The organism is Planktothrix mougeotii LEGE 06226 (assembly GCF_015207485.1).
GTDB lineage: Bacteria > Cyanobacteriota > Cyanobacteriia > Cyanobacteriales > Microcoleaceae > Planktothrix.
This window is the reverse complement of record NZ_JADEWU010000065.1, coordinates 1-14,244: the sequence shown is the minus strand read 5'-3', so window position 1 is coordinate 14,244 and position 14,244 is coordinate 1. Positions and strand designations below refer to the sequence as shown.

The following is a 14,244-nucleotide window of genomic DNA, read 5'->3' as shown; positions in this document are numbered from 1 at the left end:
CTGATCTTAGCTGAAAGAGGGTCACACATCCGCCCAAACTTGTTAATTTATCACACTGAATCCTCTGACACAATGTTCCGACTTGTTGCTTTTCGGAACAATGCCCAGACGCAAGATTTCCTTTCGTCTGGGCATTGGAGGTATCCAGCGCGCCCTGGAGGACTTGAACCCCCGACATCAGGTTTTGGAGACCTGCGTTCTACCAACTGAACTAAGAGCGCATAGCGGAGTGGCTGATCTTTTACCTTATCTAGCTTAACACAACTTGCAGACTTTAGTTAAAAAATTTTCCGAAAATCTCTAGGGGAATCCTAGATGGTCGGGAGTTGAGTCCGTTATAGACTGCGATCAAAGCGTTGTTTGACGCGAGTGGCTTTACCCACACGGTCACGCAGATAGTAGAGTTTTGCCCGACGCACTTTCCCACGACGCAGAACTTTAATACTGACAATTCTAGGAGAATGAATTAAGAAGACTCTCTCAACCCCGACGCCTTGAAAAATCTTACGCACGGTGATGGTGGCGTTAATGCTGCCATGACGTTTGGCAATCACAACGCCTTCATAAGGTTGAATGCGTTCTTTACCGCCTTCTTGAATCTTCACACTAACTTTCACCGTATCGCCCACATAAATGTCGGGGAGATCGGGTTTATTGAGTTGTTGCCGCAGGTTTTCAATTTCTGCCGTTTCAATAGAACGGATAATTTCTTCCGCCTTCATAATGATTTTCCAAAACTCACAAGCCCCTATTATAGATCAAAACGGATTGTAAAATCTATATCAAATCAGTTATCAGTTATCAGTTATCAGTGATCAGGGGCAACGGACAATAGGCACTTTTGCAATCGTCAATCATCAACCGCTAACAGTCACCAAAATGGATTCAATCGTACCAATCATCTTGTTATCGGGGTTAGCCTTCTATGTTGCCTGTAATTTGGGGGCAAATGATGTGGCTAACTCGATGGGGACATCGGTGGGTTCCAAGGCTTTGACCCTCAAACAAGCGATTATCGTCGCCGGAATTTTAGAATTTACCGGAGCGGTAGTGTTTGGAGAACGAGTTTCTAAAACCTTAGCTACGGGGGTTGTTAATCCAGAAGTCTTTATCTCAATGCCTCAAGAGTTCGTGATTGGCATGGTATCGGTGTTGATTTCCGCCGGATTTTGGTTACAAATTGCCACCCGTTATGGATTACCCGTATCATCCTCCCATGCAGTGGTCGGAGCGATCGCTGGATTTAGTTCAATCGCCGCCGGACTTAAAGCCGTAGACTGGCCTATTATTGGTTTGATTTCCCTCACCTGGTTACTCACACCCTTGATGAGTGGGATAATTGCCGCCTTATTTTACACCCTAATCAAGCGTTGGATTTTAGATCAACCCGATCCCCATAATCAAATTCGAGAATGGATTCCTTGGTTGAGTAGTGCCTTAATCGCAATTTTTGGGGTGATCGTCTTCCCGATTTTGAGTTCCCCCCTACAAAACACCTTAAATCAGTGGGGGTGGACACTGCCTGTTCATGATATTCCCTTAGCCATTGGGGGAATAGCTGCGGTCAGTTTAACCTGGATCAGTTGGCGACAATTGGAACAACAACAAAACCTTCCTATTTCTAATTCCAGACCCGAAAAATTTCCAGGGATAGAAAAACAACTCGCTCAATTTCAGGTGATTAGTGCTTGTTTTGTCGCCTTTGCTCACGGGTCAAATGATGTGGGTAATACAATTGCGCCCTTAGCTGCAATTTTAGCAGTGATCAAAACGGGTTCTGTTCCTCTAGTCGATATTGAAATTCCCACTTGGCTGTTACTCTTAGGAGGTAGTGGGATTGTCACAGGATTAGCGATTTGGGGTAAAAACGTCATTAAGACCGTAGGAGAAAATATTATTTCCCTCGTTCCGAGTGAAGGGTTTTGTGCAGAATTAGCAACAGCAACAACCGTATTATTAGCGTCTCGTTTAGGACTTCCGGTTTCTACTTCCCATGCTTTAGTCGGAGGTGTGGTGGGAATTGGACTGGTGCAGGGGGGAAAGTCTGTGCGCTTAGATACCGTCCGTTCTATTATTTTAGCTTGGGTGATTACGGTTCCCACCGCAGCTTTGCTGAGTGCGATTCTATTTAAAGTGATGGAATCAATAACCAGATCCTGAATTAGCAACAGGCTCCTAAAACTTGTTTAGGAGATCGGATTTGGCAAATCTAGGACTATACAAGGACGCGATTTTACTGATATTTTTGGTGAATCATTAGAGAATGAGCTATTGTGTAGAGACCGACCATGCTTGGTTTCTACCAGGCTTTGGGGCAATTTTACCCCAGTCGCCATTTTTCCCGTTGTGCCTTTATCGGAGTCAGATTGTGAAACCGGGACACAGGCAGCGTGGGTATGAGTGGCGGAATAGCTGAATCAGCAGATAGATAAGAGGTTAATCACGAATGGGGACACAGGACAATCAACCGCCACCCTTGGGATCGGGAGAAACCAGAACACCAACAGACGAAATCCTCAATTCGGTGATGCAGGAGTTGGAAGCGTTTCATCGGCAAATGAAGGAACAAATGTCTCAGGACATTCAACGACTCCAAGCAGATAAAGTTCGTCTAATTGAGGATATTGACAGCCTGCAAACGGAATATCGGCGACTGCAATCTCAGCAGTTCCAAACGCTGTCCGATCGCATTCCTCCCAATCCAGCTTGGCTGAAACAACTGACCCAAATTGTTGCTCGTAATGTCGAACAAGCGTTGATTGCTCGGATTAATCAAATCAAAGCAGCCAGCGATCCACCTGTATTAACAACCGATCCCAGTGGACTGGTTCCCTTGTCTGATCTGGGAAAAGATGAAAATTTCAATAATCGACAATTGGAAGCGGTTTTGGAAACAAGCCTCAACCATACATTTCAGGCGTTACAGCAGGAATTAAGTCACTACCAAAGTGACCTGTCTCGACGCTTGAACAATATGCAAACCCTCGAACAGCAAGCCGAAGCTTTGTTAGAAGCCATTGTTGCTCGTTTACAGCAACAGGCTGAAGCCTCAACCCTGCCAGGAGATAGTTCCAGACGGGAATTTTCAAGCGGACGTCCTGAAGCCCTTCCCCCAGGGAAGACGACCCTAACGAAGACACCGGAAACCGCTCCTTCTGGGGCAAAACCCTCTTCTCCGGTGCAATTGGGCTTATTTTTAGCGTTACTATCGGCCGTATCCCTGTCGTTATTTAACGTCTGTCTCAAGATTATTCTCAAAGGGCCACAACCCCGTGAAATCTTGGGTTTATTTTCGCTGGAAGGAATTATTTCTCCTGGCATCGGAAATTCCTTATTAATTTTGTTACTCCGCATGATTGTGGTCATGGGACTGATGCCGATTGTGGCAACGTTTTTGTATCCCCCAGTGTGGCAGGATCTCCGACGTTTTCTTCAGTCTGGTGATCGTCGCTTAATGCTAACGGTGATTGGGAGTGGATTTTTCTTATTTTTATCTCAAGTCGCTATTTATGTGGCAATTGGTGAAATTCCAACCGGAATTGCGATTACGATTTTCTTTATCTACCCCATTGTTACGGTAATTGCTTCTTGGGGTTTATTTGGAGATCGACCCACGTTAATCCGAGTGATTGCCATGATTACGATTTTGGCTGGAGGTATTCTGTGTTTACCAGCCCGAAATCCTAATATCGCGATGGGTAATGTACAGGTAGGTGTGATCGCCGCAATCTGTGCAGGTGTAGCATTTGCGGGTTATGTACTGTTGACACAAGTGGCGGCGGGAAAACTGCATCCGATTCCCTTTAGCTTGGTGAACTTTGCGGCTATCTTTGTGTTTTCAGCCGTGAGCTTAATGGTATTACCCGATAATTTAGGGATTAGTATTGAACCGGGAGTTTGGAACGGGTTAATCATCGGTGGCGTTGTTTTAGGGGTTCTCACCCTATCGAGTTATTTATTAAACAATTTTGCCATTCGTTCGGCGGGAGCTTCCTTAGCCTCGATTATCGGGACTACGGGGCCAGCTTTAACGGCGTTGTTTGCTTTCTGGATTATTGGTGAATCCATTAAACAGCAGCAAATTTATGGGATGGCTTTAGTGATTTTGGGCGTGGGAGCCATGAGTGTTGAACGTATGATCGGCACCAAGCGTAAAGCCAGTTAGAGGTTAACGGTTGAGTGTTGACGGTTGACGGTTAACACTCAACACTCCTCTGTCTACTTTAAAAATACTCCCGTTCCTCTTAAGACATCGAGAAAGGCGAAAACGGCCGGAACATGGAAGCCATTTGACCAGATTGCAGCACCAATCACTCGTTCTAGGGGAGCGGGTAAGGCTCTAACTTGGACTTGGGGAGGAATGGGTAAGGCGGCTAAACGGGGTAAAATTGCGGCTCCTAAGCCTTGGGCGACCATACTAACAATGGTTGAATCTTCTTTAATTTGATAGGCGACTTTTAACGATTGTCCCCATTTTGCCCAATGTTCACGCACCGCAGAGGTACATTCGGCATAATTAAATAATATAAAAGAGTAGGTTGAGAGTTCTTCCCAGGTTAAGGTTTCGGGAATGTGACCGACACAGCTAGGGAGCAACACCACATATTCATCTCTGGCTATTTCCCAGGTTTGAAATTCTTCAGAACGGGGTAGCGGAACTAAGCCAATATCGACTTGACCTGTTCGTAAAGCTTGTTCAATTCCTAACGGATCGGTTTCGGTAATTGTGATTTCTACATTGGGAAAACGGCTCCGAAATAGAGCAACTTTTGAGGGAAGGATGTGAGTTGCGGCGCTGCGAAAGGATGCAACCCGAATTTTTCCTCGCTGTAAGCCTTTTTCTAAATTGACTTCATAATCAATGGTTTCACGCAGTTCTAAGATTTTTTGGGCGTGTAGCATTACCCGTTCTCCTATTAGGGTGGGACGAGCACCAAACCGTCCTCGCAGCAGCAAGGGGACACCCAGTTCATCTTCTAAGGCTGCGATCGCTCGACTCACAGCAGATTGAGAGATACTTAGACTTAATGCTGCTTCTGAAAAGCTTCCTTGTTCTGACACGACTAATAAAATTTCCAATTGGTCAATATTCATTTTCCTTAAGCTGTTAGCTATAGCGCAAGGGAACACCGAACACCGAACAGTAAGAAGTCAAAGGGTTTCAGGTTTGACTCCGAAGTCATAACCCATCATGGGGAGCACTATATTCACCTCCCCGACTTCAGTTGCGCGTGCAAACGTTGAGTTAACTTTAATAAACTAAGTTATATTATAGTAAATTTTTATCCATTTTTAATTGATAACCGTTATATTAAATTTAGCATCATTCATGAAAAATTTCTGTTTTATTATCCAATCTAGGATCACAAATATGTCAAAATTTACTCTTTTAGATTCTCAAAAAAAATGGATATATTTGTCTTGTTCAAGTCTATTATTAATCCTGGTTACTCTAGGTTTTTTTCACTTTGATAATAAAATTCGTAGAGGTCAGCAAGCACAAGGTAGATCAATTTTAAGGAGTTTAATTAAAAATCAAAATCAACAATTGAGAAAATATGGTAAATTTACTCCTAACTTAGAAAATCTATATCAAGGGACTTCAAAAGGTATCGGAACCTATCACTTTAAAATGACGGTAGAGTCAGATCGAGTATTTTTTGAAGCGATTCCTATTATTTGGCGACGGGTGAGTTACTCTGGCGCGATCTTTAAGATTAAGAACAATCAATCCGTTATCCTGGTGGGAGGAATTTGTAAAAGTCCTCGCTCCTCCTTTACGGCTCCAACTCCCATTCAACCTCCTTTTCCCAACTTTTATCAAGTTCGCTGTCCCCTTGATGCTCAATTGATGGATTCGATGAAATTCCTCAAATAAATAAAATTAAAACATGACAAAATCGCTACAGTTTCATATTATTCTATACTTATCATCTTTCAGGAACGAGAATAGTTGAGGTGCGATCGCTCAACCGAAACCGAGAAAATTCGCCTTAAGGGTTCTGGTTTTCTCCCCCTCTATACTGTTCTTCCCTCTAGGAAAAATTGCTACTGTAAAAAAAGTTATCTTTAATTACAGATTTGTATTACCAGGTTGTGTTAAATCAGTGAGTAAAATCATCCATTCAGTTATCGGTAATTAACAACATAGCAAACCCATCGCCTCGAAAGATACAGTTAATTTGTTTAACTTTCTTTTCAACGAACTAAGATTTGAGTAAAGTGACTATGAATCAACCTCAACACTGTTTAGGTAAGGTCTATCTTGTCGGTGCAGGGCCAGGAGACCCCGGCTTATTAACGATTAAAGGAAAAACCTTGTTAGAATTTGCAGATGTCGTCATTTATGATGCTTTAGTTAGTCCTCAAATCTTAGATTTAATTAACCCTCAAGCGGAAAAAATTCATGCGGGAAAACGACGAGGACGACACTCATTATTACAAGAAGAAACCACTCAACTGTTAATTGAAAAAGCTCAAACTTATGCTGTTGTAGTGCGGTTAAAAGGAGGAGATCCGTTTATTTTTGGTCGCGGTGGCGAAGAAATGGAAGATTTAATTCAAGCGGGTGTTCCTGTTGAGATTGTACCTGGAATTACATCAGGAATTGCGGCACCAGCTTATGCGGGAATTCCTTTAACTCATCGAGATCATAGTTCATCTGTTACCTTTGTAACGGGTCATGAAACCGCCGGAAAATATCGACCTTCTGTGAATTGGGAAGCACTCGCGAAAGGTTCAGAAACCATCGTTATTTATATGGGAGTTCACAATTTACCCTATATTATTCAACAGTTAACCCAAGCTGGACTATCCCCGGAAACTCCTGTGGCGTTAATTCGCTGGGGAACTCGACCGGATCAAGAAGAGTTAATTGCAACCTTAGAAACCATCGTTCAAAAAGTAGAAGAAACAGGTTTTGAAGCCCCTGCGATCGCTGTTATTGGTTCGGTTGTGAATTTTAAATCCCATTTGAATTTGTAGAAGTAAATAAGGATATTATATGAAAACACAAAATAATTTATATGAACAGGATTTTTACCTCTGGACACAAATCACGGCTAAACAGTTAAAAGAAAATAAATTTAATGAAATTGATAAAATAAATTTGATTGAAGAAATTGAAAGTATGGGAAGAAGTGAAAAACGGGAATTAAAAAGTCGTTTAATTGTGTTATTAATGCACCTATTAAAATGGCACTATCAACCCGAAAAACGCAGTGAAAGCTGGCGCAGTACCATCACAGAACAACGGATTTGTATTGAAGGGTTATTAGAAGATAGTCCCAGTTTGAAGCCTCTGCTTCCAGAAGTGTTTGAAGACTGTTATCAAAAAGCCCGTTTAAAAGCATCGGATGAAACAGAAATTAAGTTGAATTTCTTTCCCAAGGAGTCACCCTTTAGTTTAAAGGAAACTTTAGAATATGGTATAATCTAAAGATAATTACAATATTCATCAAAGTGTGCTGACAAAACAAATCTCTATTAATGCTTGGAATAATGCTATTAATCAAATTAATAATAGTGAACAAAATCCAGAAAAAATCAAACAATTATTTGAGTCTTGGGCTGATTTAGATGATGAAATTGAGCAAAAAGAAACCTTAAAAATTATTGAATCTTTAGAAGATGTTTCAATTTAATGAGTAAAGTTATTTTATTAGATTCTGCACCAGCAAGCATTTATCGTTATTTGTTGATGCTAGGGAATGGTAAGAAATTTAACAGCTATTTTTACTACAATTTTTTATATATTGTTTGAAAACATTCGATAATTTAAACCTGATTTTATCTCCTGTTACTTTAGTTACTAAATATCTGTCTTGTAAAGATTCTAAACTATTAATTAAATCAGTTGAAGATAAATTTAAACTTGTTTTTAAATCTTCTCTGGATACAAGCTGTTCAGAATCACTCAATTTAATCACAATTTGTTGTTCTATTGGTGATAATCTATTAAATAATAGTTGTAAATTTGTTTGTATATCTTTAGGAATTACTAATTCATTATCGGCTAAGAATTCACCAATATAGCCATCATAAATATTTTTAATTGAGTTAGCAATAGTTTTTAAATAAAAAGGATTACCTTCATATAAATTGATTAAATTTGACCAACTCTCTTCATTTTTTAATCCCATATTAATGAGAATTTCACGACTATCTAATCCTGATAACTCTAAGCATTTAACGGGATATAGTTCCTCATCTAAACATTCCATTTCTTTACATTTTTCCTGACTTATTACAATTACATGACTTTGATGCTCTGTTTCAATAATTCTAGTAAAAAAGTTTTGATAATCTTGATATTGAGATTGATATTGTCCTGCAAATTCACCAGTAATAAAGATATTTTCAACATCATCAAGAATTATTAAACATCGTTTCTCTCTAAAAATATCAAATAATTGTTTTAATTTATTATGGTTATTAGGTTTAATTTGTTTTTGACTAATATTGAGTAAATCATCAATTAATAAATCTAAAGATTCAGGATATTTTAAACTTCTCCAAATAATCACTTCAAATTGTTCTAGGTTTAAGTCAATAAATCTTCTAACCAAGTAACTTTTACCTATTCCTGATAATCCTAAAACTGAGATTAAAGGTGTATTTTGATTGAAAATCCAATTAGAAAGGGTTTGTAATTCAGTTTCTCTGTTATAAAATTTGAGTATTTTAGGCGCGAAGGTTAAATCTTGATAAGATGATTTAAGATAATTACTATTTTGAGGTAAATTTTGTGTGGTGTTAACATATAAATTGCCGTGAATATGATTGATATTTTGTAAAAAGTAATGATTCCCTGAATTAATTAATCTTTCTATAGATGTAGAAAAATTAGATTTTTTAACATCAGCTTCTTGCCCTAAATCTTTTAATTCTTGAGAGACAATACTATATAATTCACGACTAATTTTACCGATATATTCCTCATCATAATTTATCCCTTCAGCAATGTCAGAGTAGGTTTGATGTTGCAAAATTCCTAAAATAGCCCTTCTTTGTAAATCATCCAGAGGGTTTCCTGTGTGTTTAGATACTAAGTGATCCATTAATTGTAAAACTTCTGTAATAGACATAAAAGCTATATTCAGTAATGGTTTCAGGGATTATAGCATAGTTTTCTATTCAGAAAAATCAGAAAATAACGGTTTTTAACAGTTTTGCTGTAATTTTTTTTTATAAAATAAGTCAGGAAATACAAGAAAATAACGGTTTTAGAAAGTAGAAGTATTCTGAAATATTTGGCATACTCATCAGAAGACTCAGATTTAAACTTACAAAAATTGAGTTAGTTTGATTTTTGAGGTAAACATAGTTTTTAACAATTATTAGAGGTTAAAAAATGTCCGTAGATAAGTTCGTAGAAGGTTTTGCTGGTGAACTAGCTAAGGAAGCAGGGAAAGCTGCCGCAAAAGCGTTAATAGATTATTGGCAACAGTCAAAGACTCGGAATTATGCAGTAACTCAATCTATAGAACAAAACCTTAAACAAGGTGATTATGAAATTAAAAATCTTATAAGTCGTCATTCTGGACGCTATAAAGTAACTTTGATCACTCCAGAGGATACTTATATTATCAAAGTAGATGATGATGAGTATATATTAGATGCGGCTGAAAAATCTGGATTATCTAAGTTAGATTTACCTTATTCTTGTCGTGCTGGTGCTTGTTCATCTTGTGCTGGAAAATTAATTGCAGGTAGTGTTAGTCAATTAGATAATTCTTTCTTAGATGATGATCAAATTGAAGCTGGTTATGTTCTAACTTGTATTGCTTGTCCAACTTCAGACTGCACAATTATCACACATCAAGAGGACGAACTTATTTAATTATAATTAACCTACATTTAAGGTTAGTTCGATAACAGGCAAGATGCCTGTTCCACACTGTGCTTAAATCTTGGTTTTAGATGTAGATAGGCGATCGCTCTTTTCCCTAATCTTCCCATTAAAACAGCGATCGCTTTTATTTACCGATTAATCTATCATATTCAGCATGAGTACCCATCCAAAACCATAAAATTCCATTTTAAACTTCAATTCCCAACGCACGATCAGCTTTTCCCACTCTTACAGACCAATATTTATTAACTTTCTTAAAATGTAAAGATAGAATTCTAAACAACTATTCATCTAAATTCATGTGACCTTGAAATCCGGTAATAATTCTTCGTCCATCTTTGAGAATATGAATTTCAACTTGATCTGACGCCCAAGTGAGTTGATCTTGTAATTCCTGATTAAAAACGTGAACCCGTTGATTTCGAGAAGAAACTAAAGAATTTGGAGAATGAATGGCTAAGGATTCTGTATAAGGGCCATCAATTAAAATATCCAATTCTGCTAATAAATCTTGAGCGTGGGGAGGCGCGTCTGGAGATTGTAATTCTGTTAAGGTAAAGCCTGTAAAGGACATCACATTGAATCCTTTCGCTTTAACCAGTTTTGCTAATTGAGTTAAAGCTTCAGCTTGCCAAAAAGGTTCGCCCCCTGAAAATGTTACCCCTTGATTTCGAGGATGTTGTAAAATTTGTTCTGCTAGATCTGCAACCGCAATTAACTGATTAGGTTTAAATGACCAAGACTCAGGATTAAAACACCCCGGACATTCCCGCAAACACCCCTGAACCCAAACCACCGCCCGACATCCAGGGCCATTGACCTCAGATTCATCCACATAACCCATAATATTGAGATATCCGGGTGGAATAAAGAGGTCAGAGGGGGGGACAGACTTCACGGTTTTCATCACGTTCTCCTTCCATTGATTTCACAGTTAATGGGTGAAAATTTTGATCTATAGTTCTACCTTGGCTTGATTTTTTAGAATTGAAGCCAATATTAATTATTTTTACAGATCTTTGGGAAAGACTAAACCATTGATGAAGCAGCCGGAGTAATAATTTCTTGAAATTGAATCACATCCAAACGCGGATCAACATGACTGACTTTCACTTCAAACTGTTCTCCAACTTCCACAGCACGGCTAAACCGCATCGGTAATTCTAAAGCTAACTCTTCTAAAAAGACTAACCCTAAATTAGCATCTTCCCGCAACCATCGCAACATCGTGGCTTGCCAAATTTCATCACTATTACGACGTAAAAACTCCAAACTCCAATAACGATTCGTTTCCCGTTCAACTTTAGAGGCTTCTTTCACCGCAGGCCCTAAACTCATCACCATTTCCTGCATTTGTTCCACAGAAAAAGGAGGCGATTCTCCTCGCAGATGAGCTTTAATTTGAAAATGAGCCAACAAATCACTATAACGGCGAATGGGTGATGTCACCTGGGTATAAGTCTCTAACGCCAAACTGGCATGGCGGGAAGGAGTTAAACTCACTTCGCTACGAGGCATATAACGCCGCATCGCACAAGCTCGAACTGCCCCAGGAGGTAACTGCATCAACTCTTCTTCTGGGGGTAATTCCGGTTGCGGTTGACTGCGATAGGGCAAAGCTAAATTATGGGTTTGGCCATAACGGGCGGCGACTTCTCCGGTTAAAATCATCATTTCCGCCACCATTTGTCGGGACGGAGAATCTTCTAACACCGTAATACTGATTTCCTCGCCGTTCACCTTAATTAGCGACTCTGGCATATAAATACTAATCGCCCCATTGGCATTGCGCCATTCCTTACGACGTTTAGCCCAGATCGATAAAGCATCAATTTCTGGCTCCCCTTGGATGCCAATTTGCAACATCTCATCCACATCATCGTAGGTGAGGCGATAGGTTGGTTTAATCGTACTGACATGAATACTATAATCTTGTACCCCACCCCTTTCATCCAGAATCACACCAAAACTCAAGGCACAACAAATTTGGCCCTGAACTAAACTCATCGGCCCCGTTGCCAATTCTGAGGGGAACATGGGAACCATCCCCGTCGGTAGATAAACCGTTGTGGTTCGCCGACGAGCTTCTAAGTCTAGTTCATCTCCAGGGGAAATTAAACGAGTCGGATCAGCAATATGAATCCAAATTCGTTGTCGTCCATCCTCCAAAATCTCTAAGCTTAAACCATCATCAATCTCACGGGTACTCTCATCATCAATGGTATACACCTTCAGATGAGTTAGATCTAAACGGTTAACATCGGGATCAGGGGGGGGAGAATTTAAGCAACATCGAGCTACTTCAAGCACTTGAGTTGAAAATTGGGTGGGAATTTGACTGCGACGTAGAGATAGGTTTTCATGTAGACCCCATATCCCTAAGTCTACTAACAGTTGGAACGCAGCTTGGGGCGTTTGAGATCGTTCCAAAGTTGCCAACGTTTCTAAAGCGGGTGCAATATTGGAAGCTTCTTCTCCATAAAGTGCAAAACGCTCTAACGCATCCAAGCGGGTACGATCGCTATTTTGCCATTCTACCACTTCACCCGCTAGTCTCTTTTGGATTCGCAGCCAATATTCTTGAACATCTCGTTGCTTTTGCTGTTCAACTTCCTGCTGATGTTTAATCTCTGCAACTTGATTAGGAGAGCGAGGTTCGTAGCGATCGCCCTTCTGTTTGAAGTAGAGTTTATCATTAGACAACAGCACATAACTGGCATAACATTGAGGCGGACTCTGCTCCGAAAACAAAAGCAGAGCCATTTCTTTGGGGTCTACGGTATCTCCTTGCTCCACTAAAATTTCCCAAGCCACCTCTAAACTTGACGGATCAAGATAAGGTTGCAATTCTTTAGTAAACGCCGGAATATCCGCAGGTTTATATGTAGCCCCCGTTACCTCGTAAGCAATTTGCCGAGGGTGAACCGTATGAGCTAGGAGGTTTTCATCAATAACAACCCAGTGTTTTTTACCTTCAGGTCGGTCAGCAACGGCGAGGCGACGCTCTCCGTGTAATCTAAGCTCAATCAGAGTACCCTTTTCCACAGATAAAATTAGCCTTCCTTGTTCACAAAAGGCAACATAGCTAGAATTCTAGCCCGTTTAATCGCTTGTGTCAGATCTCGTTGCTGTTTACAGGTCAGCCCGGTAATCCGACGTGGTAAGATTTTACCGCGTTCTGTAACAAATTTCCGTAACAGTTCGATATCTTTATAATCGATTGGAGTTCCGGGTTTAATGGGGGAAACTTGGCGACGGAAGTAAGTCATGCTGAAATTAATCCTCTATGAATTGCTGAAATTGGTTTAAGGGTGGACGTTAGTGTTTCAGGAATGAACACCAAGGGGATCATTACTTAATTTCTTTGTGAACCGTGTGTTTGTTACAATGGCGACAAAACTTTTTCAGTTCTAAGCGTCCTGTCGTATTCCGACGGTTTTTGGTTGTGGTATATCGAGACACCCCTTGGGAACGCTTATCCGAGTTTGTACGGCACTCCGTACATTCTAAAGTAATAACGAGGCGAACACCTTTAGCCATAATTGTAAACAGTTTTGATTATTTAAGCACAAATATTTATTATTTCATCTCTCGCTTCACTTTGTCAATAAAATAGCGGATTTTCACATCCAGGGAGTAGCCCCGTCTGCTACCAATCACAATCGTATGCCCAATGCGGTCATGAACCGTCTGAGGATGACGACTGGTATCGAATAAAACGGCTCCACAATCTATGATAATAGGCAGCATCAATAACAAAATTGCGGCATTTCCAGAGGCTAGATTCCCTAAACCGAGCAGAAACAGAAAAGCGCCCAACCCGATCACCGCTTCTCTTTTTGTTAGTTCTAAAAGGCGAGGGGTTCGGTAAAATTGACTGTCAACCACTCGAATATCAAAAGCCCAGTGTCCCAAACTCTGTCCTTGATTTTTAGACACAACAACAACACGACAGACTAACCAACTCATCATAAATACAAATAAGAGAGTTAGCCCGTTAGCACTTAACGCAAAACAAAATAACCCAACCAACAAAAAATCAATCCCTAAAGCCCCATAACGACGCCACATGGGTACTTTAGGATCAGGTACAGGGATTAAATCAGAACTCATGATCACAGCCAAATAACCAATATTCTTAAAAATAACAAAACCTCCTTCTGATTAATTAGAAAGAGGCTTGATTTTTTGATTGAATGGATTGAAAAAATATAAACAAAACATTGAAGACTGCATAGAGAATCAGAAGAAAACAGATGAGGTCAAGCCCTCGGTCTGTTAGTGTGTCTCGGCTGCATCCATCGCTGGACTTCGACCTAACACCTATAAACGGGTGTTCTGCCCGTGACCTTACTTGGTTAAGCCAATGAGAGTAATCATCTTGAGGTGGG

15 protein-coding genes, 1 tRNA gene and 1 rRNA gene are annotated in these 14,244 nt (G+C 40.0%); 7 read left to right on the top strand and 10 right to left on the bottom strand.

Going from position 1 to position 14,244, the window contains the following annotated elements:
* Positions 1 to 148 precede the first annotated feature (148 nt).
* Positions 149 to 221, bottom strand: a tRNA-Trp gene (locus tag IQ236_RS21040).
* A 114-nt stretch (positions 222 to 335) separates the two neighbouring features.
* Entirely contained in the window at positions 336 to 722 is a 387-nt protein-coding gene (gene rplS / locus IQ236_RS21035) for a 50S ribosomal protein L19 (RefSeq protein ID WP_193871097.1), read from the bottom strand.
* A 157-nt stretch (positions 723 to 879) separates the two neighbouring features.
* On the opposite strand from rplS, the gene IQ236_RS21030 reads away from it, so the two are divergent.
* The gene (locus IQ236_RS21030) at positions 880 to 2,160 is read left to right on the top strand and encodes an inorganic phosphate transporter (RefSeq protein WP_193871096.1); all 1,281 of its coding nucleotides are present in this window, start codon (positions 880 to 882) and stop codon (positions 2,158 to 2,160) included.
* A gap of 286 nt (positions 2,161 to 2,446) precedes the next feature.
* Positions 2,447 to 4,165 carry an EamA family transporter gene (locus IQ236_RS21025; protein ID WP_193871095.1) on the top strand — a complete coding sequence of 573 codons (1,719 nt, stop codon included), beginning with the start codon at positions 2,447 to 2,449 and terminating at the stop codon, positions 4,163 to 4,165.
* Positions 4,166 to 4,218: 53 nt separating this feature from the next.
* On the opposite strand, the gene IQ236_RS21020 is transcribed toward IQ236_RS21025, so the two are convergent.
* A complete protein-coding gene (locus IQ236_RS21020) occupies positions 4,219 to 5,094 on the bottom strand; it encodes a LysR family transcriptional regulator (RefSeq protein WP_190519305.1) in 876 nt (291 codons plus the stop codon).
* Positions 5,095 to 5,371: 277 nt separating this feature from the next.
* Here IQ236_RS21020 and IQ236_RS21015 point away from each other — a divergent pair, with 277 nt between their 5' ends.
* From IQ236_RS21015 to IQ236_RS21000, 4 genes are all read left to right on the top strand, one after another.
* Positions 5,372 to 5,878: a type IV pilin-like G/H family protein gene (locus IQ236_RS21015; RefSeq protein WP_193871094.1), complete on the top strand. Its 507-nt coding sequence runs from the start codon at positions 5,372 to 5,374 to the stop codon at positions 5,876 to 5,878.
* 350 nt (positions 5,879 to 6,228) lie between these two features.
* Positions 6,229 to 6,984, top strand: coding sequence for a uroporphyrinogen-III C-methyltransferase (gene cobA / locus IQ236_RS21010; protein WP_193871093.1), 756 nt, complete (start codon positions 6,229 to 6,231; stop codon positions 6,982 to 6,984).
* Between the two features lie 19 nt (positions 6,985 to 7,003).
* Complete coding sequence (locus IQ236_RS21005) at positions 7,004 to 7,438, top strand: DUF29 domain-containing protein (RefSeq protein ID WP_193871092.1); 435 nt, start codon at positions 7,004 to 7,006, stop codon at positions 7,436 to 7,438.
* Positions 7,439 to 7,463: 25 nt separating this feature from the next.
* On the top strand, positions 7,464 to 7,643 hold the full coding sequence (locus IQ236_RS21000; RefSeq protein WP_193871091.1) for a hypothetical protein: 180 nt from the start codon (positions 7,464 to 7,466) through the stop codon (positions 7,641 to 7,643).
* Positions 7,644 to 7,721: 78 nt separating this feature from the next.
* Here IQ236_RS21000 and IQ236_RS20995 read toward each other — a convergent pair whose 3' ends face one another.
* A complete protein-coding gene (locus IQ236_RS20995; RefSeq protein WP_193871090.1) occupies positions 7,722 to 9,086 on the bottom strand; it encodes an ATP-binding protein in 1,365 nt (454 codons plus the stop codon).
* A 440-nt stretch (positions 9,087 to 9,526) separates the two neighbouring features.
* On the opposite strand from IQ236_RS20995, the gene IQ236_RS27880 reads away from it, so the two are divergent.
* The gene (locus tag IQ236_RS27880; RefSeq protein WP_322744290.1) at positions 9,527 to 9,841 is read left to right on the top strand and encodes a ferredoxin; all 315 of its coding nucleotides are present in this window, start codon (positions 9,527 to 9,529) and stop codon (positions 9,839 to 9,841) included.
* Positions 9,842 to 10,136: 295 nt separating this feature from the next.
* Here the strand turns inward: IQ236_RS27880 and IQ236_RS20985 are convergent, their stop codons facing one another.
* From IQ236_RS20985 to IQ236_RS20960, 6 genes are all read right to left on the bottom strand, one after another.
* A complete protein-coding gene (locus IQ236_RS20985) occupies positions 10,137 to 10,760 on the bottom strand; it encodes a 4Fe-4S single cluster domain-containing protein (protein WP_193871088.1) in 624 nt (207 codons plus the stop codon).
* Positions 10,761 to 10,882: 122 nt separating this feature from the next.
* Entirely contained in the window at positions 10,883 to 12,898 is a 2,016-nt protein-coding gene (locus IQ236_RS20980) for a ribonuclease catalytic domain-containing protein (RefSeq protein ID WP_193871087.1), read from the bottom strand.
* An 8-nt stretch (positions 12,899 to 12,906) separates the two neighbouring features.
* Entirely contained in the window at positions 12,907 to 13,122 is a 216-nt protein-coding gene (gene rpsR / locus IQ236_RS20975) for a 30S ribosomal protein S18 (RefSeq protein WP_026788747.1), read from the bottom strand.
* Between the two features lie 82 nt (positions 13,123 to 13,204).
* On the bottom strand, positions 13,205 to 13,393 hold the full coding sequence (rpmG, locus tag IQ236_RS20970) for a 50S ribosomal protein L33 (protein ID WP_193871086.1): 189 nt from the start codon (positions 13,391 to 13,393) through the stop codon (positions 13,205 to 13,207).
* Positions 13,394 to 13,432: 39 nt separating this feature from the next.
* Complete coding sequence (locus IQ236_RS20965; protein ID WP_193871085.1) at positions 13,433 to 13,966, bottom strand: RDD family protein; 534 nt, start codon at positions 13,964 to 13,966, stop codon at positions 13,433 to 13,435.
* A gap of 145 nt (positions 13,967 to 14,111) precedes the next feature.
* Positions 14,112 to 14,244: ribosomal RNA gene (locus tag IQ236_RS20960) — 23S ribosomal RNA — on the bottom strand; the annotation flags it as partial.